At 70.3% G+C, this 26355-nt stretch carries 22 protein-coding genes; 9 read left to right on the top strand and 13 right to left on the bottom strand.

Annotated elements, in window-relative coordinates; translation table 11 throughout:
• Both VGJ14_09495 and VGJ14_09490 read right to left on the bottom strand, forming a co-directional pair.
• Window positions 1-292 (bottom strand): hypothetical protein (locus VGJ14_09495; GenBank protein HEY2832648.1); only part of this gene is annotated, 292 nt, incomplete at its 3' end.
• A 128-nt stretch (window positions 293-420) separates the two neighbouring features.
• A complete protein-coding gene (locus VGJ14_09490; GenBank protein ID HEY2832647.1) occupies window positions 421-1464 on the bottom strand; it encodes an LLM class F420-dependent oxidoreductase in 1044 nt (347 codons plus the stop codon).
• A 221-nt stretch (window positions 1465-1685) separates the two neighbouring features.
• Between VGJ14_09490 and VGJ14_09485 the strand changes: the two genes are divergently transcribed.
• The 3 genes from VGJ14_09485 to VGJ14_09475 all read left to right on the top strand — a co-directional run bounded on the left by VGJ14_09485 (window position 1686) and on the right by VGJ14_09475 (window position 6723).
• The gene (locus VGJ14_09485) at window positions 1686-3302 is read left to right on the top strand and encodes a glutamate synthase-related protein (GenBank protein ID HEY2832646.1); all 1617 of its coding nucleotides are present in this window, start codon (window positions 1686-1688) and stop codon (window positions 3300-3302) included.
• 38 nt (window positions 3303-3340) lie between these two features.
• A complete protein-coding gene (locus VGJ14_09480) occupies window positions 3341-5269 on the top strand; it encodes a thiamine pyrophosphate-binding protein (protein HEY2832645.1) in 1929 nt (642 codons plus the stop codon).
• A gap of 143 nt (window positions 5270-5412) precedes the next feature.
• Window positions 5413-6723 carry a DUF445 domain-containing protein gene (locus VGJ14_09475; protein HEY2832644.1) on the top strand — a complete coding sequence of 437 codons (1311 nt, stop codon included), beginning with the start codon at window positions 5413-5415 and terminating at the stop codon, window positions 6721-6723.
• Here VGJ14_09475 and VGJ14_09470 read toward each other — a convergent pair.
• The gene (locus tag VGJ14_09470; protein HEY2832643.1) at window positions 6720-7775 is read right to left on the bottom strand and encodes an acyl-CoA desaturase; all 1056 of its coding nucleotides are present in this window, start codon (window positions 7773-7775) and stop codon (window positions 6720-6722) included. The two genes, VGJ14_09475 and VGJ14_09470, sit on opposite strands and share 4 nt — an antisense overlap.
• 197 nt (window positions 7776-7972) lie before the next feature.
• Between VGJ14_09470 and VGJ14_09465 the strand changes: the two genes are divergently transcribed.
• Complete coding sequence (locus VGJ14_09465) at window positions 7973-9163, top strand: MFS transporter (GenBank protein HEY2832642.1); 1191 nt, start codon at window positions 7973-7975, stop codon at window positions 9161-9163.
• Window positions 9164-9229: 66 nt separating this feature from the next.
• Window positions 9230-10525, top strand: coding sequence for an ABC transporter permease (locus VGJ14_09460; GenBank protein ID HEY2832641.1), 1296 nt, complete (start codon window positions 9230-9232; stop codon window positions 10523-10525).
• An 80-nt stretch (window positions 10526-10605) separates the two neighbouring features.
• Here VGJ14_09460 and VGJ14_09455 read toward each other — a convergent pair whose 3' ends face one another.
• Genes VGJ14_09455 through VGJ14_09440 form a run of 4 tightly spaced genes read right to left on the bottom strand, consistent with a single transcriptional unit; the run spans window position 10606 to window position 13484 of the window.
• On the bottom strand, window positions 10606-11436 hold the full coding sequence (locus VGJ14_09455) for an SDR family oxidoreductase (GenBank protein HEY2832640.1): 831 nt from the start codon (window positions 11434-11436) through the stop codon (window positions 10606-10608).
• Between the two features lie 16 nt (window positions 11437-11452).
• Window positions 11453-11851 carry a MaoC/PaaZ C-terminal domain-containing protein gene (locus tag VGJ14_09450; protein ID HEY2832639.1) on the bottom strand — a complete coding sequence of 133 codons (399 nt, stop codon included), beginning with the start codon at window positions 11849-11851 and terminating at the stop codon, window positions 11453-11455.
• Window positions 11848-12306 (bottom strand): MaoC family dehydratase N-terminal domain-containing protein, encoded by a 459-nt coding sequence (locus VGJ14_09445; protein HEY2832638.1) that lies wholly within the window; start codon window positions 12304-12306, stop codon window positions 11848-11850. The genes VGJ14_09450 and VGJ14_09445 overlap by 4 nt, the downstream gene beginning before the upstream one ends.
• Window positions 12306-13484, bottom strand: coding sequence for a lipid-transfer protein (locus VGJ14_09440; protein ID HEY2832637.1), 1179 nt, complete (start codon window positions 13482-13484; stop codon window positions 12306-12308). The genes VGJ14_09445 and VGJ14_09440 overlap by 1 nt, the downstream gene beginning before the upstream one ends.
• A gap of 63 nt (window positions 13485-13547) precedes the next feature.
• Between VGJ14_09440 and VGJ14_09435 the strand changes: the two genes are divergently transcribed.
• Window positions 13548-14726, top strand: coding sequence for a TetR/AcrR family transcriptional regulator (locus VGJ14_09435; GenBank protein ID HEY2832636.1), 1179 nt, complete (start codon window positions 13548-13550; stop codon window positions 14724-14726).
• Between the two features lie 21 nt (window positions 14727-14747).
• Here VGJ14_09435 and VGJ14_09430 read toward each other — a convergent pair whose 3' ends face one another.
• The 5 genes from VGJ14_09430 to VGJ14_09410 form a co-directional block, all read right to left on the bottom strand.
• The gene (locus tag VGJ14_09430; GenBank protein HEY2832635.1) at window positions 14748-15335 is read right to left on the bottom strand and encodes a hypothetical protein; all 588 of its coding nucleotides are present in this window, start codon (window positions 15333-15335) and stop codon (window positions 14748-14750) included.
• Between the two features lie 138 nt (window positions 15336-15473).
• Window positions 15474-17066, bottom strand: coding sequence for an AMP-binding protein (locus VGJ14_09425; GenBank protein ID HEY2832634.1), 1593 nt, complete (start codon window positions 17064-17066; stop codon window positions 15474-15476).
• A 31-nt stretch (window positions 17067-17097) separates the two neighbouring features.
• A complete protein-coding gene (locus VGJ14_09420; protein HEY2832633.1) occupies window positions 17098-19287 on the bottom strand; it encodes a SpoIIE family protein phosphatase in 2190 nt (729 codons plus the stop codon).
• 136 nt (window positions 19288-19423) lie between these two features.
• Entirely contained in the window at window positions 19424-19696 is a 273-nt protein-coding gene (locus VGJ14_09415; protein ID HEY2832632.1) for a hypothetical protein, read from the bottom strand.
• 82 nt (window positions 19697-19778) lie between these two features.
• Window positions 19779-20261, bottom strand: coding sequence for a hypothetical protein (locus tag VGJ14_09410; GenBank protein ID HEY2832631.1), 483 nt, complete (start codon window positions 20259-20261; stop codon window positions 19779-19781).
• 127 nt (window positions 20262-20388) lie between these two features.
• On the opposite strand from VGJ14_09410, the gene glgX reads away from it, so the two are divergent.
• Together glgX and VGJ14_09400 are read left to right on the top strand one after the other, a co-directional pair.
• Window positions 20389-22482: a glycogen debranching protein GlgX gene (gene glgX, locus VGJ14_09405; protein HEY2832630.1), complete on the top strand. Its 2094-nt coding sequence runs from the start codon at window positions 20389-20391 to the stop codon at window positions 22480-22482.
• The gene (locus tag VGJ14_09400; protein ID HEY2832629.1) at window positions 22479-23144 is read left to right on the top strand and encodes an HAD family hydrolase; all 666 of its coding nucleotides are present in this window, start codon (window positions 22479-22481) and stop codon (window positions 23142-23144) included. The genes glgX and VGJ14_09400 overlap by 4 nt, the downstream gene beginning before the upstream one ends.
• A 1-nt stretch (window position 23145) precedes the next feature.
• On the opposite strand, the gene VGJ14_09395 is transcribed toward VGJ14_09400, so the two are convergent.
• Window positions 23146-23805 (bottom strand): helix-turn-helix domain-containing protein, encoded by a 660-nt coding sequence (locus VGJ14_09395; protein ID HEY2832628.1) that lies wholly within the window; start codon window positions 23803-23805, stop codon window positions 23146-23148.
• 134 nt (window positions 23806-23939) lie between these two features.
• Between VGJ14_09395 and VGJ14_09390 the strand changes: the two genes are divergently transcribed.
• Entirely contained in the window at window positions 23940-26348 is a 2409-nt protein-coding gene (locus tag VGJ14_09390; protein HEY2832627.1) for a molybdopterin cofactor-binding domain-containing protein, read from the top strand.
• Window positions 26349-26355 lie beyond the last annotated feature (7 nt).

The following is a 26355-nucleotide window of genomic DNA, read 5'->3' as shown; positions in this document are numbered from 1 at the left end:
CGTGGCCGTGGGTGCCGACCGGACCGTTGTTCCCGACCTGGCCGTGCGTGCCGACCGGACCGTTGTTCCCGACACGGCCGTGCGTGCCGACCGGACCGTTGTTCCCGACCTGGCCGTGGGTGCCGACCGGACCGTTGTTCCCGACCTGGCCGTGCGTGCCGACGGGCCCGTCCAGACCCGGCCGGGGCAGCGGGTCCGGTGCGGCCGCGACCGGTGACGCCGTCACCACCGCGCACGCTGCGACGACACCCAACAACAGTCCGACGACCCGACGCTCTCGCACGGCTCCCACCGTCCCTCCGCCGGCCGAGCCTGCGAATGGGCGGCCGCACCGTCCAGGCTGCCCAGCGGCGATGAACCAGCGCAGTCGTTCGGCGTCTGATCACCCACTCGGGCGCACCCCGATGGGCGAGTGACGCCTCAGGCGTCGATGAGTTCGCGCATCGCGGCGATCATCCGCACCGGGTCGGTGCCCTCCACCGGCTCCACGAACAGCGAGGTGACCCCGGCCTGCCGGTAGGCGGCGATGCGCTCGGCCACGTACCCCTTGGGCCCGACCAGGTGCAGCCCGTCGACGAGGTCCGCGGGCAGCGCCGCCGCGGCCTCGGCCTTCTTGCCGTCGAGGTACAGGTCCTGCACCTCGCGCGCCTCGTCGCCCCAGCCGTATTGGGTGGCCACTGTGTTGTAGAAGTTCTTCCCGCGCGCGCCCATGCCGCCGAGGTAGAGCGCGGCCTGCTTGCGGACGGCCCCGCGGGCCACCTCCACCGGGGCGTCGTCGCCGATCGCGGCGGGTCCGCCCGCGACGATCTGCAGCGTGCCGAGTTCGGCCGGACGCTTGGCCAGGCCCGCGCGCAGCGCGTCACCCCAGACGACATCAGCGCGCTCGGGCAGGAAGAACACCGGCACCCATCCGTCGGCCACCTCGGCGGTGGCCTGCACGGCCTTGGGCATCAGCGAGGCCCACCAGATCGGCACGTTCGAGCGCACCGGGTGGTTGATCAGCTTCAGCGGCTTGGCCAGCCCGGTGCCCTGCCCCGCGGGCAGCGGGATGTGCAGCGCCTTGCCGTCGTACTCGAGCACCTCGCGGCGCAGGATCATGCGGACGACCTCGATGGTCTCCCGGATCCGGGCCAGCGGGGTGTCGTAGGGGACGGCGTGGAAGCCCTCGATCACCTGCGGCCCGCTGGCGCCCAGACCGAGGATGAACCGGCCGTTGCTGATCGCGTCGCACCCCGCCGCGGTCATGCCGAGCAACGCCGGGGTGCGGCTGTAGACATTGAGCACGCCGGTGCCGATCTCGATGCGCGAGGTCAGCGCCGCGATCGCGCCGACGGTGCTGATGGCGTCGAAGGAGTAGGCCTCGGGCACGAACACCTGGTCCAGCCCGGCCGCTTCCAGCGCCACGACCAGGTCGATGGTCGACTTCACATCGCCCGCGTAGGGCACCAACATCGCCAGCTTCATGGGTTCAGCCCCTCGTGCGCGAGTGCCCCTACCGGGTGGTAACTCTCATCGTACGAACCGCCCGCGCCGAGCGCTGACACCACCCCCCGCGGCTACCCGCATCCACTGAGCACCCGTCAGGTCCGCGATCCGTCCGCACTCGGTAATGCGTCCGCGTTCCCAAGGACACCCGCGGCGCCCTACGGTCGACCACAGGTTGCCGACCTGCCGGAGGTATCGACGTGGTTGCCGAGCGCGTCCGCATCGCGAACATCGCCGAGATCGCCGACCGGATCCCGTTCGGCGCCACGGTCGACGGACTGGACCTCGTCATCGTGCGCCTCGGCGAGGACGTCTCCGTGCTCTACGGCCGCTGCCTGCACCGCGGCGCGCTGCTCGCCGACGGCAGCGTGGACGGCGCCAACTTGATCTGCGGCGTGCACGGCTGGGACTACCGCATCGACACCGGGGTCAGCGCCTACAACAACGCGGAGGCGCTGACCAAGTTCGCCTGCTGGATCGAGGACGGGGCGGTGGTCATCGACCGGAACCAGGTCGCGGAATTCCTGCGCATGCACCCGCAGCCGTGGGACGCGACGACCTACCAGGGTGCGTACTTCGACCCGCATCTGACGCCGGAGGAGCCGTTCGTCCATTACATCCACTCCCTCGCCGAGCACGGCCTGACCAAGACCGGCCACCACGGCCCGACCGGCGCCATGGGCGTCCCCCGCACCGAACTCCCCTGCTGGGATGACATCCAGGTGCTTCCCGCGCAGCTGCACCGGCTGCCGCTGCTGGACGACGAACCGGTCGGCACCGAGGTGTGCATCGGACCCAACGCCGCGCGCCCGCTGTGGCTGGACATCCCACTGATCGTCTCGGACATGAGCTTCGGTGCGCTGTCCCAGGAGGCGAAGACCGCGCTGGCCATGGGCGCCCAGCGGGCGGGTACCGGGATCTGCTCCGGCGAGGGCGGGATGCTGCCCGAGGAACAGGCGGAGAACACCCGCTACTTCTACGAGTTGGCCTCCGCCCGCTTCGGCTGGTCGTTCGACCATCTGGCCAAGGTGCAGGCGTTCCACTTCAAGGGCGGCCAGGGCGCCAAGACCGGCACCGGCGGGCACCTGCCCGGCAGCAAGGTGGTCGGGCGCATCGCCGAGGTGCGCGGCCTGGAACCGGGCACGCCGGCGATCTCCCCGGCACGGTTCCCGGACTGGACCTCGACCAACGACTTCCGGGAGTTCGCCGCGCAGGTGCGGGAGGTCTCCGGCGGGATCCCGGTGGGATTCAAGCTGAGCGCCCAACACATCGAGCGGGACCTGGACGCGGCGCTGGAGGTCGGCGTCGACTACGTCATCCTTGACGGCCGTGGTGGCGGCACCGGCGCGGCACCGTTGATCTTCCGGGACAACATCTCGGTACCAACGATCCCGGCGCTGGCCCGGGCCCGCCGCCACCTCGACCGGGTGGGCCGACGCGACGTCACTCTGCTTGCCACCGGTGGCATTCGCACCCCGGCCGACATGGTCAAGGCCCTGGCGTTGGGCGCCGACGCCGTCGCGTTGGCCAACTCCGCGCTGCAGGCGATCGGCTGCGTCGGCATGCGGGCGTGCAGCTCCAACAACTGCCCGGTGGGCATCGCCACCCAGCAACCGCACCTCCGGGCCCGCCTGCCGGTGCAGGCCGCCGCGCTGCGGCTGGAGCGATTCCTGCAGGCCTCGGTCCAACTCATGCAGGTGCTCGCCCGGGCCTGCGGTCATTCACACCTCAACCAGTTCAGCCCGGACGATCTGGTGACCTTCGACCGGGAGATGGCGCATCTGGCCGGCATCGCCTACGCGGGGGTGACGCCGTGATCCGCCCCGACCAGCCGCCGCACCGGGATGGTGCAGCGATGAGTGACTGGTTCCGCGTCGCCGATGCCGACGCGGTCGAGGACGGCCGGGTGCGCACCGTGCAGGCCGGGCACCGCACGGTCGCGCTGTGCAGGGTGGGCGGGCGATACGGCGCGCTGGACAACCACTGCCCGCACCAGGGCGGCCCGCTCGGTGAGGGCGCGATCGAGAAGGGCTGGCTGCGCTGCCCCTGGCACGGTTACGACTACGACCCGATCACCGGTCGCCCACCGGGGGGCTTCACCGACGCCCCCGAGGCCTTCGACGTCGAGGAACGCGCCGATGGCATCTACGTGCGGGTGCCGCAACCACAACCGGCGCCGCGCACGGTCTCCGACGTGCTGGTGGAGACCATGGTCAATTGGGGCGTCACTCATGTGTTCGGCATGGTCGGCCATTCCAACCTCGGGTTCGCCGAGGCCATGCGCCGCCAGGACCAGGCCGGCCGGCTGCGCTACATCGGCATCCGGCACGAGGGCGCCGCGGCATTCGCCGCCTCCGCCTACGGCAAACTGACGGGGCGTCCGGCCGCGTGCTTCGCCATCGCCGGGCCGGGCTCGACCAACCTGCTCACCGGGCTGTATGACGCCAAGGTCGACCGGGCCCCGGTGCTGGCCATCTCCGGGCAGGTGCCGTCCTCGGTGCTCGGCCGCGGCGCATTCCAGGACCTCGACCTGCCCGCGGCGTTCGCCGACGTGGCCACCTACTCCCACACGGTGCTGTCCGGTTCCAACCACGCCGAGTTGATGTCGCTGGCGGTCAAGCACGCGCTGGTGCAACGCGGCGTGGCACACCTGGTGCTGCCCGACGAGGTGCAGGTGCAGCCCGCGCCCGACGTCGCGGCCGGCGGACCCACCGGCCGGGTCGGCGACGCCCGGGTGCACCCGCCGACCGAGGCCCTGCAGCAGGCGGTCGCGCTGCTGGCCACCGCCCGCCGCCCGGTGATCGTGGTCGGCCACGGCGCCCGGTTCGACATGCCCGCGGTTCTCGCACTCGCCGAGCAGCTGCACGCGCCGGTGCTGACCACGTTCAAGGCGAAGGGTCAGGTCTCCGACCATCACCCGCTCGGCTGCGGCGTGCTGGGCCGCAGCGGCACCCCGGTGGCCTCCTGGCTGATGAACGAGTCGGACCTGTTGCTGGTCTTCGGTGCGTCGTTCGCCAACCACACCGGCATCGCCTCGTACAAGCCGATCGTGCAGGTGGACACCGACCCGATGGCGCTCGGCCGCTTCCACCCGGTCACCGTGCCGGTGCTCGGCGACGTCGGGGTCACCGCGGGGTTGTTGGCCGAGCGGGTCACCGAAGGGGATCGCGTCGATCAGCGTGCCGATGTGGCCGAACGGTGGGTCATCTGGCGGGCGGAGAAGAAGCGCCGGGTGGACGACGACCGCGGCGCAGGTGTGGCGTCGGCGGCCGTGTTCGACACACTGTCCCGGCTGGCCCCGGCCGATGCCGTGGTCGCGGTGGACGTCGGCAACCACGCCTATTCGTTCGGTCGCTACTTCGAGGTGCAACGACAGTCCGTGTTGATGTCGGGCTACCTGGGCTCCATCGGCTTCGGTTTCCCCGCCGCCATGGGCGCGTGGGCCGCGGCGCCGGACCGGGCAAGCATCGCGGTCACCGGCGACGGCGGGTTCGGGCAGTACCTCGCGGAGTTCACTACCGCGGTGAAGTATCGGATGAACATCACCCACGTGCTGCTCAACAACGGTGAACTCGGCAAGATCAGCAAGGAGCAGCGCGCCGCCGAGTTCGACGTGTGGTCCACCGGCCTGGTCAATCCCGACTTCGCCGGTTACGCGACCAGCTGCGGCGGCCTCGGGTTGACCGTGCGTAGCCGCGACGGCCTGGATGACGCGATTGCCCGGGCGCTCGCCCACGACGGGCCGGCCCTGGTCGACATCCACACCGACGCCGACCTGACGTAGCCCCGTCGCGGGCACGCCGCGGAGTATGACCCGCGGGGCGTCCGCCGAAGCGTGAGCTATAGCTCACTGTTGAGCGGACGCCCTGGACAGCGCTGGCGACGTAGTGGTGCCGGGCCGGGCGGGGGCGCCGCTACGGTGGCCGGGTGGCCTCCCCCGACGTGCCCGCCGCACTGACGACCACGTTGACCGTGCTGGGCGGTTACGACGATCGCGCTGGACGGGCCCGGCTGCGCCGGATGAAGGCGACGGCGACCGGGCTGCTGGCCGTCGCCGGTGCCATCTACCTGACCAGCTTCGCGCTGGGCGACTCCACTGCGGTTGGCTACCTGCGGGCCGCCGCGGAGGCCGGGATGGTCGGTGGGTTGGCGGACTGGTTCGCGGTCACCGCGCTGTTCCGCCACCCGCTGCGGCTACCGATCCCGCACACCGCGCTGATCCCGCGCAAGAAGGACGAGATCGCCACCAAGCTCGGCGAGTTCGTCTCCGGCAACTTCATCACCCCGGACGCGGTCGTCGAGCACGTCATGCGCGCCGACCTGGTGAACAAGGCCGGCGCGCGACTGCTGGAGCCGAAGACCGCGGAGGTCGTCGGCCGGGAGGTCGCCCGGGCGCTCTCCGGGCTGGTCGGCAGCCTCGATGACAAACTCCTGGCCCGGGTGGTGCTCGAGCATCTGGGCCGCAACCTGGACCGGCACTCCTACGCGCGCGAACTCGGCCGGTTGATCGGCACCGCGGTGGAGAACCGGGCGCTGGACCCGATCCTCGAGCTGACCCTGCCGCGGATCCGGGCGCACCTGATTGCCCATCGGGTGGCCACCCGCGAGGAGGTGCAGCGGTTTTTGGACGGCCAGGGGCTGGCCGCCCGGTTGTGGGCCACCGACCGCCGGGTGGACAAGTTGCTGCTCAAGGTCGTCGACGCGCTCGACGAGATGGTCCGCGAGGGCCGCACCCACCCGATCCGGCGCCAACTCGATGACCTCGTCGCCCGCTTCGCCGACGGGTTGCGCAACGACGTCGGCGCCGCCAACGGTCTCGATGAAACGCTGCGCGGCCTGGCCGCGCACCCGGCGATCGAGGCCTGGCTCGGCGACGTCCTGGCCCAGTACCTGGACTCCGCCCGCGACCTGCTGGCCGACCCCAGCGACAGCCTCGCCGCCCAGTTCAGCCTGATCGTGCAGCGCCTCGGCGCGCGGCTCACCACCGACCCGGACTTCGCCGCGGGCCTGAACCGCGCCCTGGAGCAGGCCGTGCGCTACGGGGTGACCCAGTACGGCGATCAGATCGTCTCGCTGATCAGCACGCAGGTCGCCCAGTGGAACGCCGAGGACGCCTCCCGGCGCATCGAGACCGCGGTGGGCCGGGATCTGCAGTTCATCCGGATCAACGGCACCGTGGTGGGCGCCATCGCCGGGGTGGCCATCTACACCGTCGCCGTGGCCACCGGGCACGGCTAAGGGTCAGGCGAGTCGTGCGGGGTGCCGACCTCGCGCAGGTAGCGCATCGCCAGCACCATGGACTCCTTCAGCGAGTCGCTGGCGTAGGGCACGCCGACCTCCGCACAGTGCGCGCGGACCAGGGCACCCGCCGAACGCAGGTTCGAGCGCGGCATGCTCGGGAACAGGTGGTGCTCGATCTGGTGGTTCAGGCCGCCCATGAACCAGTGGGTCGCCGCGCCGCCCCGGACGTTGCGGGTGGTCAGCACCTGCTTGCGCAGGAAATCCCAGCGGGAGTTGGTCGGGGGCATCGGCATGCCGGTGTGACCGGGGACGAACGCCACGCCCAGGTGCAGGCCGACGAGGGCCTGGTGGATGGCGATGAACACCGCGGCCCGGCCGGGTCCCAGCACCAGAAGTAACCCACCCAAGTAGACGATCAGGTGGGTGACCTGCAACACCAATTCCCGGGGCCGGCGCACCGCCTGAAGCCCGGTAACCCGCAGGTTTATCGCCTCCAGCAGCAGCAGCGGGAACAGCAGCTCGGCCTGGTACCGCGCCGTCCACACGCCGAAACGGCCGCCGCGGCGAGCCCCGGCCTGCTCCTTGGTCCAGATCAGCGCACCGGGATCGACGTCGGGATCCTCGCCGACCAGATTGGGGTTGCCGTGGTGCTTGGCGTGCTTGTCGGCCCACCAGCGCGAGCTGAACCCGGTGACCAGGTCCCCCATGCACCAGGCGAGCACGTTGTTCATCCGCGCCGTGCGGGCAACCTGACGATGACTCACGTCGTGGCCGAAGAAGGCCAGCCGGGTGGTGAACAGGGCGGCCGGCACCGCCAGGAACAACGCCCACCAAGTTTCCCCGAGGAGCCACACCACGACCCAAACCCCGACGTAGACGGCGAGGTCGACCGCGAGTGAGGCCGCGTAGCGCAGCCGTCGCGGGCGCAGCAAGCCGCGCGCACGCGCGGTCTGCAGGAGGGCGGTGAAGTCACTGCCGCGGCGGGTCGCCTGCTCCGGGCCCGGGACGGTTCCGGTACCCGGAGATGCTGCTTCTGCTGCGGCCGTCATGGCACCGGACCTTCTGCGGCAGGGACGCATACGCGAATGGCTGTCGCCGCGGTCACGAGCAACACGGGCCCGAGCGGATCGATGCCCGGGCCTGATCCGACCCTATCCAAAATCGGTGAAGCTACACGGCCGAACGCGGCGCCCGTCCGGGCGTAATTGGCGAGCCCCGAAGGGGCCATGCGTGGCAGGCTGCGGAAGTGGACACGGGGGCATACCGCAGCGTGTGGGCGGTCGGGGCGGCACGACGGGTGTTGCTGCTCGGCACCGTGGTGCGCATCCCGTTGTGGGCGGGCAGCGTGGTGCTGACCCTGCACATCGTCGGGCACCTGCACCGTTCCTACGCCGCGGCCGGACTCGTGGTCACCGCCTCGACGGTGGCGCTGGCGATCAGCGGCCCGTGGCGCGGACGTCGGGTCGACCGGGTCGGCCTGCGGGCCACCGTCGCGCCGAGCCTGACGGTGCTGGCCGGCTGCTGGGCGGTCGCACCGTTCACCGGATACCGGCCGCTGGTGCTGCTGGCCTTCCTGGCCGGACTGTTCGCGGTGCCGACGTTCTCCGTCGTCCGCCAGGCACTGATCTGCGCCGTGCCGCCGGCGCGGCGCCGGGCAGCACTGGCGGTGGACTCGGTGATGGTCGAGCTCTCGTTCATGATCGGGCCGCCGCTGGGGGTGCTGCTCGCCTCGACGCTGCCCACCCCGTGGGCGCTGTTCGTGTGCGAGTTCGCCTCCATCGCCGGCGGGCTGGCCCTGTGCGTGGCCAATCCCCCGCTGCGCGCCGTCGACGCCGATGGCTCCACCACCGAACCGGGACTCGCCCGCGCGCGACCGGGGCAGGTGGGCGGGATCCTGGTGATGAGCGCCGCCGCGGTGCTGGTGCTCACCGGCACCGAGGTGGCCACCGTCGCGGCGCTGCGCGACATGGGACACAGCCCGTGGATCGGCGCCGAACTCGCGCTGTGGGGTCTGGGCTCCGCCCTGGGCGGGCTGGTCTACGGGGCACTGCACCGTCCGATCCCGGTCCCGGCCCTGCTCGGTGGGCTGGCCGCGATCACGCTGCCGCTCGCGGCCGCGCCCGGACCGGTGCCGCTCGGTGCCCTGCTGCTGTGCGCGGGGCTGTGCTGCGCGCCGACCGTCACCGCCACCGTCGACGTACTGTCCCGCGCCGTGCCCGACGCCGGTCGTGGCGAGGCGTTGGGCCGGCACGGCGCGGCGATGACCGCCGGCGCGGCGGCCGGCGCCCCGCTCACCGGCGCCGCGATCGACCACTCCGGGTGGCCCGCCGGGTTCCTGCTGGCCGGCCTGATCGGCCTGACCGTGGCGGCGACCGTCGCGTTGTTTGCCCAGAGCAGACCTGTCGTGATCTTGACCGGATCCAGCACCAGCGTGTAAACGGGTCCGGTGGGGTAACTCTTGGAGTTGCCTGTGACTTTGTGATCACGGAAAGTTTCGACCGACATGAGGCTTGCCGAAAGCGCACGCTTTGCCTTCCGCGGCATCATCGCGAACAAGATGCGGTCGCTGCTGACCATGCTCGGCATCCTGATCGGCGTCGCCTCGGTGATCACCCTGGTCGCCGTCGGCACCGGCTCCTCCCGCGACGTGCAGGCCTCCATCAGCCGGTTGGGCTCGAACACGTTGTTCGTGCTGCCACTGCAGCAGGGCGAGGGCGGGAACGGCCGCGGTATCGGTGCGCAGTTGCGCCGGATGCTGGGCATCAAGGCCCCGCCGGTCAACGGCACCGTCCCGCAGCAGGCGGAACTGTCCGACGACGACGCCGCCGCGCTGAAGGACTCGATCAACGCGCCACACGTGGCGGACGTGGCCTCGGGCGTCATCCTGCAGCAGGTGGTCGCCCAGCACGGCACTTCCTCGCACACCCTGGACATCCTGATCGGCAGCACGCCGTCGTTCCTGCCGATCGAGAACCAGAAGATCACCTGCGGCCCCGGCTTCACCCAGGCCGACTACGACGCGCACATGCACTACGCGATCCTCGGCACCTCGGTGGCCCAGGACCTGACCGACGGGGACCTGTGCGGGCTCAACGGCCAGCAGATCCGGATCAACGGCCAGCCGTTCACCGTCGTCGGCCTGCTGGAGAGCAAGGGCTACAGCGGCCAGCGAGACCTCGACGATCGCATCATCGCGGTGGGCAGCGCGGTGAAGGACGCGCTGTACGGCTACAACCCGCCGGGTGCCGGACCCATCAGCGGCATCGCGGTGGAGGCCACCACGTCCGCCGACGTCAAAGCCGCGCAGGCCGAGGTCACCAAGATCATGTTGGCCCGCCACCACGTGAGCCTGCTCAACGCCGACTTCATCGTCTTCAACTCTTCCCAGGTGCTCGACGTGTCCGGCTCGGCCAACCACACGTTGACCATCCTGCTGGCGGCAGTCGCCGGCATCTCGCTGCTCGTCGGCGGCATCGGCGTCATGAACATCATGTTGGTCTCGGTCACCGAGCGAACCCGCGAGATCGGTATCCGCAAGGCCATCGGCGCCGGGCGCGGGGACATCATCGGCCAGTTCCTCGGCGAGGCGGTGATCCTGAGCATGGTCGGCGGGGTGCTCGGCGTCGGCGCCGGGTTCGCGGCCTCCCGGTTCACCATCGCCGGCGTACGCCCGGAGGTCGCGCCGTACTCGGTCTATCTGGCCCTGGCCGTGTCGCTGTTCACCGGCCTGTTCTTCGGCCTGTACCCGGCCAGCCGGGCCGCGGACCTGCGGCCGATCGACGCGCTGCGCTACGAGTAGCCGCCCACCGCGGCGCTGAATCCTTGGGCCGCGGTGGGGGGCGGCGGGGCTTGCGTTGCCGGTACGGAAGTTGGACGGAATTAGATGCGGATCCCGCCGCCGCAGGTCACCGTCTCCCCGGAGATGTAGTCCGACTCGGGGATGCAGAACAGGTACACCGCCCCGGCGGCCTCGTGCGGCTCGCCGCCGCGGCCCAGCGGGATCATCTGCTCCATGGCGGCCTGCAGCGCCGGGTTGACGCCGACCGCGATCTCCTTGCCCTCCACCTCGATCGTCGCGCCGCCGTGCGCGGAGGCCTCGGTGAGCCGGGTCTTGATCCAGCCGAAGGCCACCGTGTTGACGGTGACGTTGTAGCGGCCCCACTCCTTGGACAGGGTCCGGGTCAGGCCGGTGACGCCGGCCTTGGCGGCGGCGTAGTTCACCTGCCCGGCGTTGCCACCGAGCCCGGCGATCGAGGAGATGTTGACCACCTTGCGGCAGCGGGCCCGCCCGTCCGCGGCGACCTCGGCCTTGGCCGCGGCGGCGATGACCGGCTGCGCGGCGCGCAGGATCTTGAACGGGGCCTTGAGGTGCACGTCGAGGATCGCGTCCCACTGCTCGTCGGTCATCTTCTGCACGACGGAGTCCCAGGTGTAACCGGCGTTGTTGACGATGATGTCGATCCCGCCGAACTCGTCGACGGCGGTCTGCACGAAGCGCTCGGCAAACCCTTCCGCGGTCACCGAGCCGCTGCAGGCCACGGCCTGTCCACCGGCCGCCTCGATCGCGGCGACGGTCTCCTTGGCCGGTGCGTCGTCGAGATCGTTGACCACAACTGACGCCCCATCAGCCGCGAGCTTGAGCGCGATCTCGCGCCCGATGCCGCGACCGGAACCGGTGACCAGGGCGACCCGCCCATCCAACTTGCCCATGTGCAATCTCCTGCGTCTAGAGGGCGACGACCGCGTCGCCGGTGAGGGTGACCGTGCCGTCGGCCAGTGCGACGGTGAGCGCGAGGGTGGCACGGCGTTCGCCGTCGACCTCGTCGATGGAGGTGACGGTGGCCGAGCAGACCGGTTCGGCCTTGACCGGGGTGATCGCGGCGAAGCGCACCCCGTAGGAGCGCAGCCGGTCCTGCGGGAACAGGTCGGTGAGCAGCCGGCCCAAGTAGGCCATCGACAGCATGCCCTGGGCGAACACGTCGTCCATGCCCGCGGAACGCGCCAGTTCGTGATCGAGGTGGATGGGGTTGGTGTCCCCGGAGGCGCCGGCGAACAGCGCCAGCGTGGTGCGGGAGACGGGGTCGATCTTCAGCGCGGGCAGCTCGGTGCCGACCTCGAGCGTCATGACCCCGCCCCCGGATTGCGCACCACGATGACCGAGGTCAGGTCGGCGACGGGGGCGCCGGCCTCGTCGGTGACCGCGGTCTTCTTCACCACGAACTCCAGCGCACCGCCGCGCTTGTCGTAGACGTCGGTGATGGCGCCGGTCGCAGTCAATCGCTCACCGGCGTGCGCGAGGCGGTGATAGTCGAAGCGCTGTTCGCCGTGCAGCACGTAGCGGAAGTCGATGCCGATGTCCCGGGCCCAGGCGAACGGGTCGGGCTGCTCCAACTCGATCGCGAACAGGAACGTGGGCGGCACCGGGATGTCCGGGTGCCCGGCCGCCCGGGCGGCGTCGAGGTCGGAGTACACCGGGTCGGTGGCGCCGGTGGCCCGGGCGAACGCGGTCAGCCGACCGCGTTCGATGTCCATGCTGATCGGGGGGAGCACCGTGCCCACCGCGTCCGGGTTGATCGGCATCAGGCCACCTTCTCGTAGGCGGTCACCACCGCGGCGCCGCCCAGGCCGAGGTTGTGTTGCAGGGCCACGTTGACCCCCTCGACCTGACGCGGACCGGCCTGACCGCGCAACTGCCAGACCAACTCGGCGCACTGCGCCAGGCCGGTCGCGCCCAGCGGGTGGCCCTTGGACAGCAACCCGCCGGACGGGTTGGTGACGACCCGGCCGCCGTAGGTGTTGTCGCCGTCGAGGATGAACTTCTCCGCGGTCCCCTCCGGGGTCAGCCGCAGCGCCTCGTAGGTGAGCAATTCGTTGGTGGTGAAGCAGTCGTGCAGCTCCACGACCCTGACATCCTCCGGCGAGATGCCGGCGGCCTCGTAGACCTGGTCGGCGGCGGAGCGGGCCATGTCATAGCCCACCAGCCGGATGAGATCGGTCTCGAAGCTGGACGGCCGGTCGGTGGTCATCGCCTGCGCGCTGATCTGCACGTCGGCCCGCAAACCGTGTTTGGCCGCGAACGACGGTGAGCACAGCACCGCGGCCGCCGCGCCGCAGGTCGGCGGACAGCACTGCAGCCGGGTGAGGAACTCGTAGATCTTCGGCGAGCCGAGCACGTCATCCAGCGAGATGGGGTCGCGGAACACCGAGTACGGGTTGTTCGCCGCGTGCGCGCGGGCCTTGACCGCGATCCGCGCGAACACGTCGGTGTTCATGCCGTAACGCTCGGCGTAGACCGCACCGGCGCCGCCGAAGTAGCGCGGTGCCATCGGCGCCTCGCTGGGCCCCTGCTCCTTGTCCAGCACCTCGTTGAACCGCTCGAACGGCGAGGGCCGGTCGTCCCAGTGCGAGCCCAGCGCGCCCCGCTGCATCTGCTCGAAGCCCAACGCCAGCACACAGTCGACGGCGCCGGACTCGACGGCCTGGCGGGCCAACCACAGCGCGGAGGATCCGGTGGAGCAGTTGTTGTTGACGTTGACCACCGGGATGCCGGTCAGCCCGACGTCGTAGAGGGCGTGCTGTCCGGAGGTGGAGTCGCCGTAGACGTAACCCACGTAGGCCTGCTGGATCGCGCCGTAGTCGACGCCGGCATCGCTCAGCGCGGCACGCACCGCCTTGCCCGCCATCAGGTCGTAGCTCTCCGCCTTGCTGGGGGTGGCGAACGGGACCATGCCCACCCCGGCCACTCGCGCCTTGCTCATGTCGCGTCTCCAACCACCGAGGGACTAACCGTCGTTCACTTAATGTGTCACACTAAGTGACTTATGACTAGTCCCCCGCCCCGTGGCACGCGGCCCAGCAATCGCCGCGAGCTGGTCCGTGCGGCGGGTGCTGAGTTGTTCGCCCGGCACGGTTACGCCAACGTGGCCGTCGCCGACATCGCGGATGCGGTGAACATGGGGCCGTCGGCGTTCTACCGGCACTACGCCGGCAAGGCCGAGCTGCTCTACGACGTGGTGGATGCCGCGTTCGAGGACACCCTGGCCCGGCTGCCGGCCGCGACCGGTGCGGGCCTGCCCGGGTTGATCCGCGTGCTGGCCGCGAACGCGCTGGACAACCGGCTGTCCGGGGTGCTGTGGCAACGGGAGGCGCGCGCGCTGGACAGCGCAGATCACGCCCGACTGCGCCGGAAGATTCAGCAGGCCAATCGCTGGTTCGCGGCCGAACTGTCCGCGGCCCGGCCCGAGCTGAACACCGATCAGGCGGAACTGCTCGCCGGCTGCGCGATGGCCGTGCTCACCAGCGTGTCCTTCCACCGCCTCACGCTGCCGCGCGCGCAGTTCGAAGAGCTGCTGGCCGAGCTGACCCTGCGAGTGCTCCGGTTGGATCCCGATGCCGATGCCGACCCGACGCCGGCGCCCAGGCGAGCCCGCTGCTCCGGCCGAGGAGATCGGTTGATCGATGCCGCGGTCGGACTGTTCGCCCGCAATGGCTACGCGGCGGTGAGCATCGACGACATCGGCGCAGCGGTCGGCATCGCCGGCCCGAGCGTCTACCACCACTTCCCGAGCAAGCATCACATCCTGATCGAGGCGATGCAGCGCGGGCACGAGCGGTTGCGTGCGGACCTGCTCGCGGCCACCGACGGCGCGCACACCGCGGCGGACGCCCTGCGCCGGGTGACCGATTCCTACGTTGACCTCGCGCTCGAGCAGAGCGACCTGGTCACCACGCTGATCGCGGAGTCGGTGCATCTAACGTCCGGGCCACTGGGCCGGGAGATGCACGTCGCGCAACGCGAATACATCGACGACTGGGTCGCGCTGGTGCTGGCCCGCAACCCGGCGGACTCCTCCACGGTGGCGCGCATCAAGGTTCAGGCGGCGCAGATGGTGGCCAACGACATCGGCCGCACGCCCGCGCTGCGGCGGGTGCCCGGCCTGCGCGCCACGGTCCGCGCGGCATGCTGGGTGGTGCAGGAAAGCGCCCTGCCCCTCGCCTAACGAGGGGCAGGGCGCGGACGGTCAACGGGTAGTAGCAAGCGCCGGCGGCTGCGCGTAGCCATCCAGCGGGGGATCCGAATCGCACGGCATACCCGGGTCGCTCTGGCCACCCACACTCGGCGGGGTCGGGGCGCTCGGCGCGCCCGGTGCACTCGGGCCACCCGGTTCGCTGGGGGCACCCGGGGCATTCGGGGCGCCCGGTGTACTCGGGCCACCCGGCACGCTGGGGGCACCCGGTGCGTTCGGGGCATCCGGTGCGTTCGGGACACCCGGTGCGTTCGGGGCACCCGGGGTGTTGGGCATGGGTGCCTTCGGCACGCCCGGTGCCGGGGGCACGCCCGGTGCCGGGGGCACATCCGGTGCCTTCGGCACGGCCGGTGTCTGCGGCGCACCCTTGGGCGAGTGCGGTGCCTTCGGCGTCTTGCCCTCGCCCGGCGAACCAGACGACTTCGGGGACTTGGACGTGCTTGAGCTCGAGCCGTCCGGGGTGCAGGCACCGTTGATACTGGCCGGCACCGTCACGTTGCCGTGCTCGGCCGCTGCGGCGCTGGGCGCGCAGAACGCGCCGATCAGTCCCACGGTCCCCACGATCGTTGAAATTCTGCGCATGAGATCCTCCTTCGCTTTCGCTCTAGGGAGGCACTACCCGCAGACCTTCGAAAAGAAAACGCAGATTCTCCAGCGATTCTCAGGTCACACCCGAGGTTTACTCGTTGCGGCAGGGGTTTCAGGCCAAAAGTACGGGTGTTACCTAACGTCGTGTTGGTAGTGGGCGGCGTGCAGGTCGCGCAGCACGTTCTTCTGAATTTTCCCGGTGGAAGTGCGCGGAAGCTGCTCGGCGACGATCACCGACTTGGGCACCTTGTAGCCGTCCAACCGCCCGCGCAGCGCAGTGCGCAGGGCTTCCGGGTCCAGCGTGGTCCCCGGTTTGACCACCACGACAGCCGTGATCGCCTCGGTCCACCGCTCGTGCGGCAGTCCGATCACCACCACCTCGGCGATGTTCTCCGCGACGTCGTAGACGGCCCGCTCCACCTCGAGCGAGGCGACATTCTCCCCGCCGGTCTTGATCACGTCCTTGTACCGGTCGGTGAACCACAGCATGCCGTCCGGTCCGAACCGTCCCACATCGCCGGAGTGGAACCAGCCGTGCCGGAACGCCTCCGCGGTGGCCTCGGGGTTGTCCAGGTAGCCCTGCATCGTGGAGGGCGCGCGGTAGACGATCTCGCCGGTCTCCCCCGGCGGCAAGAGCTCCCCGTCGTCGCCCATGATGCCCACCCGCACCCCGGTGATCGGGGTGCCCACCGCACCGACGTGACTGAGTTGGTGCTCGGGCCGGAACAATGTGGTGATCGGGCTCATCTCGGTCTGCCCGAACAACAGCGAGAACCCGCAGCCGAAGCCGTCCAGGCAGGCCCGGATCTGCGCCTGCGGCATCGGTGCCATCGCGTAGGTGGCACGCCGCAACGAGCTCAGGTCTCGGCCGGCGAAGGAGGGATGGTCCAGTGCCGCGCGGTACATCATCGGCAGACCGAAGACCTGGGTGATGCCGTGTTGGGAGATGGTGTCCAGGAAGCGCTGCGGTTCGAACCCGCGGTGCACATGGATCGTGGCGCCGACCAGGATCGCCGGCGTGCAGAACGCGTTGAGCTGGGCGGTGTGGAACATCGGCATCATCGCGATGAACCGGTCGCGGGAGTTCCATTCGTTGTCCAACGCCGCCGCGGAGGACTGCAGGTAGATGGACAGGTGCGTGCCGACCACGCCCTTCGGGAACGACGTGGTGCCCGAGGTGTAGAGGTAGCTGATCGGGTCACGGTCGGCCACGAACACCTCGACCGGGTCCGACCCGGCCGACTCCAGCTCGTCCAGCGTGATCCAGGCCCGGTCCGCGGGTTGCGCCTGCCACGACTCGCCGGTGCCGGGAAGCACGATGACGTCGGCCACCTCGCTCACCTTGCTCACCGCGTCGCTGAGCGGCCCGACGAGCTGAGACTCCATCACAATGCCGCGGGACGAGGAATGCCCGAGCACGTAGGCGACCTCGTCGACGCGCCAGCCGAGGTTGATCGGCACGCACACCACGCCCAACCGGCCGCAGGCGTAGTACACGGCGAGGAACTCGGCACTGTTGCCCGACGCCAACGCGAGCGCGTCGCCGCGGGCGTACCCACGGGCGGCCAGCCCGCGGGCCACCCGGTTCACCCAGTCATCGAACTCGGCGTAGGTCCAGGACCGGTCACCGTCGACGAGAGCGGTGTGCCCGGGGCGGGCGGCCGCGCAGCGGGCGAGGGAGTCCGCGACGTTGATGCGCTGAATAAGGTTCTGCCCGAGCTCCATCGCCACTCCTCAGACCGGACTGTGCCCCTATTCAAACGCCCACCGGTGCGCGCAGCACCAGCACTGCCAGGTCGTCGCTGGGTTCATCGGCGGCGAATCCGGCTACGGCGGTCTCCACCGCGCCGGCCATCTCCTCGGCATCCCTGCTCGGGCCCTGCAGTACGGCGGCCAACCGGGCCTCACCGAAAAAGGCCCGGCCGTTGCGGCGTTCGGTGACGCCGTCGGTGTAGCAGACCAGCGCATCGCCCGGCGCCAGCACCAGGGGGTAATCGTCGAAGCCGGCGGCGGCGATGACGCCGAGCAGGCATCCCGTCGGGCCGACCGCGGACACCTCGGTGCCCGGCCGGCACAGCAACGGCAGCGGATGCCCGGCCACCGCCAGGTGGATGCCCACGCTGCCGTCCGACCGCGGGTGCACCACGGCCACCACCGCGGTGGCGAACCGCGGGTCGGCCGCTGGGCTCTGCTCGTTGTGCCGGCACAGCACGTCGTTGAGGTGGGCCAGGATCGCCGCGGGCGTGCGTAGGTTGACCGCGGCGGAGCGAATGACGTGACGGATCAGCAGCGCGGTACTGGCGGCCTCGGCCCCGCGCCCGCACACGTCACCGAGCACCACCAGGTGGCGATGCCCGAACAGCGGGAACACGTCGTAGAAGTCCCCGCCCACCTCGGTTCCCGGCCCGCCGGCCAGGTACCGGGCACCGACATCCAGGCCGCTGATCTCGGGCAACTGCGGGGGCAACAGCGCGGCCTGCAGCGAGCGGGCGGCGGCCTCGGCAGCCAGCCGCCCGCGCTCGCGTTCCTCGTAGAGCGCCGCCCGGCTCAGCGCCGCTGCGCACTGACCGGCCAACGCCGTGAGGAACGCCTCGTCCTCCTCGGTGAAGGACCGCGGTTGCGGGAAGCCGACGACCAGGGCCCCGAGGGGGGCCTCCGGGGCCAGCGGGATGATCGCGTAGGCCTCGTCGCGAACCACCGGGCTGGCCGCGAACACCGGGTACCGGGAGGCGCGTTCGGCCGAGCTGGACAGGAACACCGCGCGCCCGGTGCGCACCGCCTCCGACGCGGGCAGGTCGGCGTCCAACGGGAAGCTGCCCCAGTGGGTGAGCACGTCGGATTCGTAGCCGGCCGCCGCCGCGATGGTCAGTTGGTCGCCGTCGAGCATGCACAGCGAGCCGGTGTCGGCGCCGAGTTCGGCCAACGCGACGCCGAGCGCGACCGCGGCGACGTCGGAGGTGGTGACCGCACGGGACAGTTCGGCGGTCACCTTCTGCAGACTGGCCAGCCGCCGGGCGGATCGCTGTGCCCGCTCGGCCGCGGCGCGCAGTTCGTCGTGGGCCTGTTGCCGGTCGGCCGCCCACGCGATCTGCCCGGCCAGCACCTCGGCCAGGGCGATCTCGTCCACCCCGAAGGGGTGCGGGCGGTCGTAATAGAGCATGAATTTGCCGATGAGGCCGTCGCGAGTGATCAGCGGCAGGAACGCCAGCGCGGCGATGCCCTCGGCGCGCAACACCGGCAGCAGGCCGACCAGTTCCGGATCGGCCTGCGCGTCGGGCACCACGACCGGGACCGCGTCGAAAACACCCCGCTGCCACGGGGTATGCCCCTCCACCGCCCGCCGGTAGGCGGAACTCAGCCCCCGCCAGGCCTTGAACCGCATGACCCCGTCCGGGTCGTAGAGCAACAGCGAGGCGCGGTCCACCCCGAGGGTGGTGACGATCGCGTCCAGGGCGTGTTCGTAGAAGCCCTCCGCGGAACCCGTCCGGTGCAGCGCGGCGCTGAGCCCCTGCACCACACGCAGTTGCTCGGCCGCCACCCCGGGAGCCCCGCGCAGCGGCGCGCTGCCGGGGGCGCCGCGGAGCTGGACCTCCACCCGGGCACCGCCGATGGAGCCCGCCGACACCCGCACGTCCTCGGCCAGCGCGGCGACGATGAACAGGCCCCGACCGGACTCGGCCTGCACGTCAGCGGCCGGCCGCGGGCGATACACAAAGCCCCGCCCGGCGTCCTCCACCGCGAGCACCAAACGTCCACCGGGCGAGGACAGGGACACCCGGGCAGCCCCCGGCGCGTGGCGAACCACGTTGCCGATCAACTCGGTGAAGATCAGTTCGGCATCGTGAATCGCACTCTCATCGGCGCCCATGCCGCCGAGCAGTTTGCTCAGCTCGCCCTGCACGCCGCGCACGGCACTGCGTTCCGCCGTGTCGACCTGCCAGTCCAACCACAGTCCTTGTCAGCCGGGCGGCGTCTTCTTCGCCTGGGCTGAGTATGACAATCCGGGGCGGCGGCGTCACGGCTGGAAGGCACCGATCCCGACCGTGTCGGGCATCGGCGGGATCCGCGTCCTGCGTGTCGGGCTAACCGGGCCAGATCACCGGGCTGAGGTCGTGGCCGCCGGGGCCGGCTCCCGGGGCGGGGCTCGGTGCCGGGCTCGGCCCGGTGTAGATGCCCCCCGACCCGTTCTTCATGCCCTTGCCCTTCTTGTGCTTCTTCTTGTGCTTCTTCGGGTGCTTCTGCACCACCGAATGGTGGCTCGGCGAGTGAGTGACCGCCGACGCGGTCCCGCCGAACCCCAACACCCCGACGCAACCCGCCGTGGCCAGCACGACTGCCTTTTTGATTCCGCTCATGAACGTGACTCCCTTCATGTCTGCGGCGAGACTTGCCGGTTCGGGGATCCTCGAACGTGGTGTGGGCGTCGCTTACCGGCTGTTAACCGGCGTCATCGCCGCGCCTGTTGTTCATCGTCGCGAGGTGGGCGCCGGCGGCCGTGAGCACGGTCTTGCGCTTGGCGTTCTCCTCCTCGAACTGCAGTACCGTGCGGACCTCGTCGGCGTCGGTCAGCTGCTTGATGGCCGCTGCGGCGTCGGCTGCGTTCATGGCGTCGTAGCTGGGGATGGGCAGTTCGGAGGGGAGCGTCACCTCGACGTCGAGGTCGGCCGCAGGTTCGGGCAACGGGACCGGGTCGACGACCACCTCCGCCGGAGGTGAAACAACCTCGGAATCCGCCGCCGGTTCGGTCGTCGCGGTGAGGCCGGGGTCGGGGGTGACCTGTGCCGACGGTTGCGGCCCCGCCCGATGAACCGCGCGGTCGATCAGGCCGGCCGCGCGCTTGGCCGGCACAGCCAGTCGTCCGGCGAGGCTGCGCGCGGTACGGAGGAGGCGGGCGGGCAGGGCGAGCACCGGGCTGGTCATGGGCGCAGTCCTCCAGGGTCGGCAAACATTGACCACGGCCTGCCCGATCCGCCGGTGGGCATTCACCGTGTGACCGAGCCGGCATCCGGGTAAGCGGTCCACCCAGACGAGCTGCGGAGGAGCACCCATGATTGATCCCGCTGCGACCGGTCCCGGCGTGCCCTTCCCGCTGGGCGCCACCGTCGACGGCTCCGGGACCAATGTCGCGGTGGCCTCCGAGGTCGCCGATGCGGTCGAGGTCTGCCTGTTCGCCGACGACGGCACCGAGACCCGGGTGGAACTCCCCGAACGCACCGCCCACGTGTTCCACGGCCACCTCGCCGGCGTCAAAGCCGGCACCCGGTACGGCCTGCGGGTACACGGGCCGTGGGACCCCGCGGCGGGGTTGCGGGCCAACCCGGCCAAGTTGCTGCTGGACCCGCACGCCACCGCGATCGACGGCAGCATCCAGTGGGGACAGGCCGTGTTCGGACATCGCTTCGACGACCCGATGGCGATCGACACCACCGACTCCGCGGCCGCCATACCCAAAAGCGTGGTCACCGACCGCGCCTTCGACTGGGCCGACGATTCCCCGCCGCGGGTGCCGCTGGCCGACACGATCATCTACGAGACGCACGTCAAGGGCATCTCGATGCGCCACCCGGATGTGCCCAAGGAGACCGCCGGCACCTACGCGGGTCTCGCCCACCCGGCCATCACGGGCTACCTCGTCGAACTCGGGGTCACCTCCATCGAACTTCTGCCGGTGCATCAGTTCGTGCAGGACAGCCACCTGCTGGACCAGGGCCTGCGCAACTACTGGGGCTACAACAGCATCGGCTTTCTCGCCCCGCACGGCGAATACAGTTCCGCCGGAACCACCGGGGGCCAGGTTGCGGAGTTCAAGTCCATGGTCAAGGCGCTGCACGCGGCGCGCTTGGAGGTGATCCTCGACGTCGTCTACAACCACACCGCCGAGGGCAATCACCTGGGCCCCACGCTGTGCATGAAGGGCATCGACAACGCCGCGTACTACCGGTTGGTCGAGGACGATCGCGCGCACTACTTCGACACCACCGGCACCGGCAACAGCCTCAACGTCGGACACCCGATGCCGCTGCGCCTGATCATGGATTCGTTGCGGTACTGGGTGACCGAGATGCACGTCGACGGGTTCCGTTTCGACCTGGCCACCACGCTGACCCGGCAGTCCGGCGAGCAGGACATGCATTCGGCGTTCCTCAACCTGATCCACCAGGACCCCACCCTGGCCGGGGTGAAGTTGATCGCCGAGCCGTGGGACACCGCCGGGTACCAGGTCGGCGGTTTCCCGGCGCGCTGGTCGGAGTGGAACGGCAAGTACCGCGACTCGGTGCGCGACTTCTGGCGCGGCGCGGAGGGTGAGCTCGGGGAGTTCGCGCTGCGGCTGACCGGCAGCGGCGACATCTACTCCACCGAGCGGCGCACTCCCACCGCCAGCGTCAACTTCGTCACCGCTCACGACGGTTTCACCCTCGCCGACCTGACCGCCTACAACGACAAGCACAACGAGGCCAACGGCGAGGACAACCATGACGGCGAGTCCCACAACAGCTCCTGGAACTGCGGGGCCGAGGGCCCCACCGACGACGCCGGGATCCTCGAGCTGCGTGCCCGGATGCGCCGCAATCTGCTCGGCACCCTGCTGTTGTCCGCGGGCGTGCCGATGATCCTGGGCGGCGATGAGTTCGGCCGCACCCAGGCCGGCAACAACAACGCCTACTGCCAGGACAACGAGGTGTCCTGGTACGACTGGGACAACGCCGACGCCGACCTGTTGGCGTTCACCCGCACCGCGATCGCGTTGCGCAGGGAGCACGCCGGGCTGCACCCGCGCGACTACTTGCGTGGCCCGGGCGGTGAGCCCGCGCAAATGGTGCTCTACCGGCCCGACGGCCAACAGATGACCGACGCCGATTGGCACAACCCGATCGCCAAAACGCTCGCCGTGGCCCTGGACGGCCGGCAGATCGCCGACGAGGACGGGAACACCGACCGGGACCGTCTGCTGCTGCTGATCAACGCGCACTACGAGCCGGTCGAGTTCACCATCCCCGCCGGCCGCGGCCAGTGGTCGGTGGTGTTGACCACCGACGACCCGGACCCGGTGCCACCGGCCGCGGGCGGGGACAAGCTGACGGTGCGCGACCGTTCCCTGCTGCTGTTGCACAACCCGGCACCGGAACGGACACCCGCATGAGTTCTGCCGTGCTCTTCGACATCGACGGCACGCTGCTGGATTCGAACTACCTGCACGCCTTGGCCTGGCGTCGGGCCTTTCTCGATCTCGGCCACAACGTGCCGACGGCGTGGATCCATCGACACATCGGGCAGGGCTCGGACCTGTTGCTACGCGAACTGCTGCCGGGCGCCGAGGAGAGCAGGCTGGCGGCGACGAAGAAAAGTCATGCGCAGCATTTCGACGTGCTCAAGCCGGAGCTGCGTGCCTTCGACGGGGCGCGGGAGTTGCTGGCCGCGGTGGCCCAGCGCGGGCCGCGGGTGGTGCTGGCCAGTTCGGCGGCGGCCGGCGAACTGCCCGCGTTGCTCGAGGCGCTGGGTGGCAGTGAGCACATCGATGTGGTCACCAGCAGCGAGGACGTGTCCGACGCCAAGCCGGATCCGGAGATCTTCCACGTGGCCATGGCCAGGGCCGGCGTCTCGGCCGGCAACGCCATCGCCGTCGGGGACACCGTGTGGGACATCGAGGCGGCCCATCGGGCGGGCATCGGCTGCGTGGGGGTGCTCACCGGTGGCATCTCCCGCGCCGAGTTGACCGACGCCGGCGCCGTCACGGTGTACCGGGACGCCGCGGAATTGCTGGCCTGTCTGGATTCCGGGCCCTTGCGCGCCCTATGGACCTGAGCTAAGTGACTGTAAGTTCACTAAATTCGTCGTCGCCGACCGCGGCCGGCCGGCTGGGCAGCGCGGCGAGCGAGGGAGTTGGATGCACCCCGAGGCAGGCGTGCGCGGCCGCCACCAGCAGCTCGACGACGCGGGGCTCGGGCACGCCGAGGTCGTGGAACAGGATCGACTGGAGCACCCCGATGGCGGCGTGCACCAACAGCCGGACCTCGCCGTCGGCCAGATCCGGGCGCAGCGGGCCGGTGACCGTGACCCACTCCTCGATGTAGCGCCGCTGCGCGCGACGTAGCTGCCGCCGCTCGGCCTCGCCCAGGGTCTGCAGCTCGGCGTAGTAGACCCGCAGCACGTGCCGATCCTGCACGGCCACCTGGACGTGTTCCCTGACCAGGGCCGTCAATGCGGTGCGGTCGTCGAAATGCTGCATGGTGATCTCGGCGGCCGTGGCCTCCAACCGCTGCATGACCTCGTCGAGCAGCTCGGCCAGGATGGCCGACTTGCTGTCGAAGTGGCGATAGATCCCCGAACCCACGATTCCGGCCGCCGCACCGATGTCGGCCATCGCCACCGAGTGGTAGCCGTGCTTGGAGATCAGGGTGGCCGACGCCTCGAGGATGCGGGCCCGGCGCTCGGGATCCCGTCTCCGGACTCGCTGTTCGCGCACGTCTCTCACCCCCGTTATTTCGGACCGCGAGGTCTTGCGCCGGCCGTCCTTAGTGAACCACGCTGCACTAACCATCCGGCGCGAAGGGAAGCCTCGATATGTCGCCCCAACCGCAATCAGCCACCAACGTCGCGATGCCCAACTCCGGTACGGCCGACGCCGGGGTCCGCGGCATCGAACGGCGACGCTTCGTCGGCTACGTGTTGGCGGGCTCGACGCTGATCGTTGCGGGCAGGTACGTGGCCGACCCCGACCACGCGGCCGCGGCCGAAGCTCCGGGGGTGCCCTCCGGCAAGGTCGGGACGGACGGACGCGCTACACCCATCCTGAGCAACCCCACGCCGTCGGACAACTACGACTTCATGGACTTCATGCGGGAGCAGACCCGCTCCATAACCCCGCTGCTCACTCTGGAGGTCACGCCGCAGGGCCGGATCCACTTCGACATGCCCCGGTGCGAGGTCGGGCAGGGTGTCGAGGGAGGGTGCGCGCAGATCATCGCCGACCAGGCGGAGATCCCGTACGACCAGGTCGACATCACTCAGTCCAAGGCCCGTATCGACCTGATGGAGGCCCAGCTCACCGGCGGGTCCTCGTCGGTCTACTCGATGTGGGAGCCGCTGCGCGAGTTGAGTGAACTGATCCGGCACAAGCTGATCGGCGCGGCCGCGAAGAAGTGGGGGGTGGCGCCGGAGCGGCTGCGCACCGCCGGGGACGGATGCGTCTACGGACCGAAGAAGTCGCAGCGGGCCGGTTACGGCGAGCTGGCCGGCCTGGCCGCGTCCGAGCAGAACGAGTTCGTCGGCACGCTCCTCAACGCCGCGATCGGCCCGCCCAAGGGCGGCTGGATCGGCAAGAACGTGCCCCGCAAGGACATCCACGCGATCGTCACCGGACAGAAGCAGTACGCGATGGACCTGGACATCCCGGGCGCAATGCCCACCATGTTGTGCCGGCCGCCGATCTTCAACGGCACCATCAACAAGGTCAACAACATGGACCAGGTGAAGAACATGCCCGGCGTCACCGACGTCGCCGTCATCAACGGCACGCACCGGTCGCAAGCGGTGGCGGTGCGGGCAACCACGTTCGGCCAGTGCATCGACGCCGTTCGTGCGCTCGACGTCGACTGGGCCGTGGGCAGCACCGGCCCGGTCAACAACGACGACATCATGGCCAAGATCGCCAAGACGGTGCTCCCGATGGAGCCGGCGCCGCCGGGTTCAGAGGTGTTCGAGAACACCTACACGTTCAACTACCGCCTCTCCGGCCCGCTGGAGCCGAACTCCTGCGTCGCGGATGTCCGCGACGACTCGGTGCAGCTGTGGGGAGGCTCGAAGATTCCGGGCACCCCGCTGTCGATGGTGGCGGAAGAGATGGGCCTGCCGCTGGACAAGGTCACCCTCAACGTCGTCTACGTCGGTGGTTCGTTCGGGACCGCCCTGCACGGTGACCGGTTCCTCGAGGCCGCGCGGGCGTCGAAAGCCTTCGGCAAGCCGGTGCGGCTGATGTGGCACCGCACCGACCAGGTCCGGTTCGGCCGCGCGCACCCCGGCTCGGTCTGCCACGTGCGGGCGACCAAGGTCGGCAACAGCGTCACCAGCTTCACCCAGTGGCACGCCTCGGGCTGCTGCGACGTCACCCACAGCGCCGGTGACGTCATCAGCGCCCGGATGATGAAAAAGGACCCCAGCCGTTACTGGGGCAACGAGTCGGTGACCCTGTGGCTCTACCAGATCCTCACCGCGATCCCGTACAACTTCGGCCCGACCCGGACCGCGCTGACCGAGGCGCTCGAGTACGACTTCCTACCCACCGGCCCGGTACGCAACGTGTACTCCCCCGACGTCGCGGTTGCCCGCGAGCTGCTGGTGGAGGACATTGCCGAGGCCTTCGGCATGGACGGGTACCGGTTCCGGCGGGCGTTCGCGAAGAACCCGGGCATGGTGGCCGCGCTCGACGCGGTCGCCGAGCGCGGTGACTGGGGCCGCACGATGCCGCCCGGCACGGCGCAGGCGATCGGCATCCACACTGAGTACAAATGCCAGCTGGCCTGCCTGATGGAGATCGACAACCGGCCGGCAGCGGTCGCGGAAAAGGCAAGGCACGGTGGCATCGGCCCGCGGATCACCAAGGCGATCTTCGCCGGCGCCATGGGCATCCCGATCAACCCGGACGCGTGTAAGGCCCAGTTCATGGGCGGCATGATGGACGGAATCTCCGCCGCGTTCGCCGAGGCGCTGGACTATCAGGACGGTCTTCCGGTCCAGGGCGGCTGGGACGACTACTACTGGACCCGCCAGTGGGACACCCCGCCGGAGACCGAGTTCATCGTCATCGACGACGGCAGCCTGGTGCCCAGCGGCGCCGGTGAGACCGGTGTCGCTGCCGGCTATGCCGCCGCCGCGATCGCGCTGCAGAAGGTGCTCGGTAAGAAGATCACCGAATTGCCGGTCTTCTTCCGCGACCCGAAGCTGACCAAGCCGTCCATCCCGAACAAACCGTCGGTCCCGCAGAGCCCGACCAAGGCCCTGCCGGGCTGACCCGGGC

Source organism: Sporichthyaceae bacterium, assembly GCA_036493475.1.
In the GTDB taxonomy this organism is placed as follows: Bacteria; Actinomycetota; Actinomycetes; order Sporichthyales; family Sporichthyaceae; genus DASQPJ01.
This window is presented reverse-complemented; position numbering and strand designations above follow the sequence as displayed.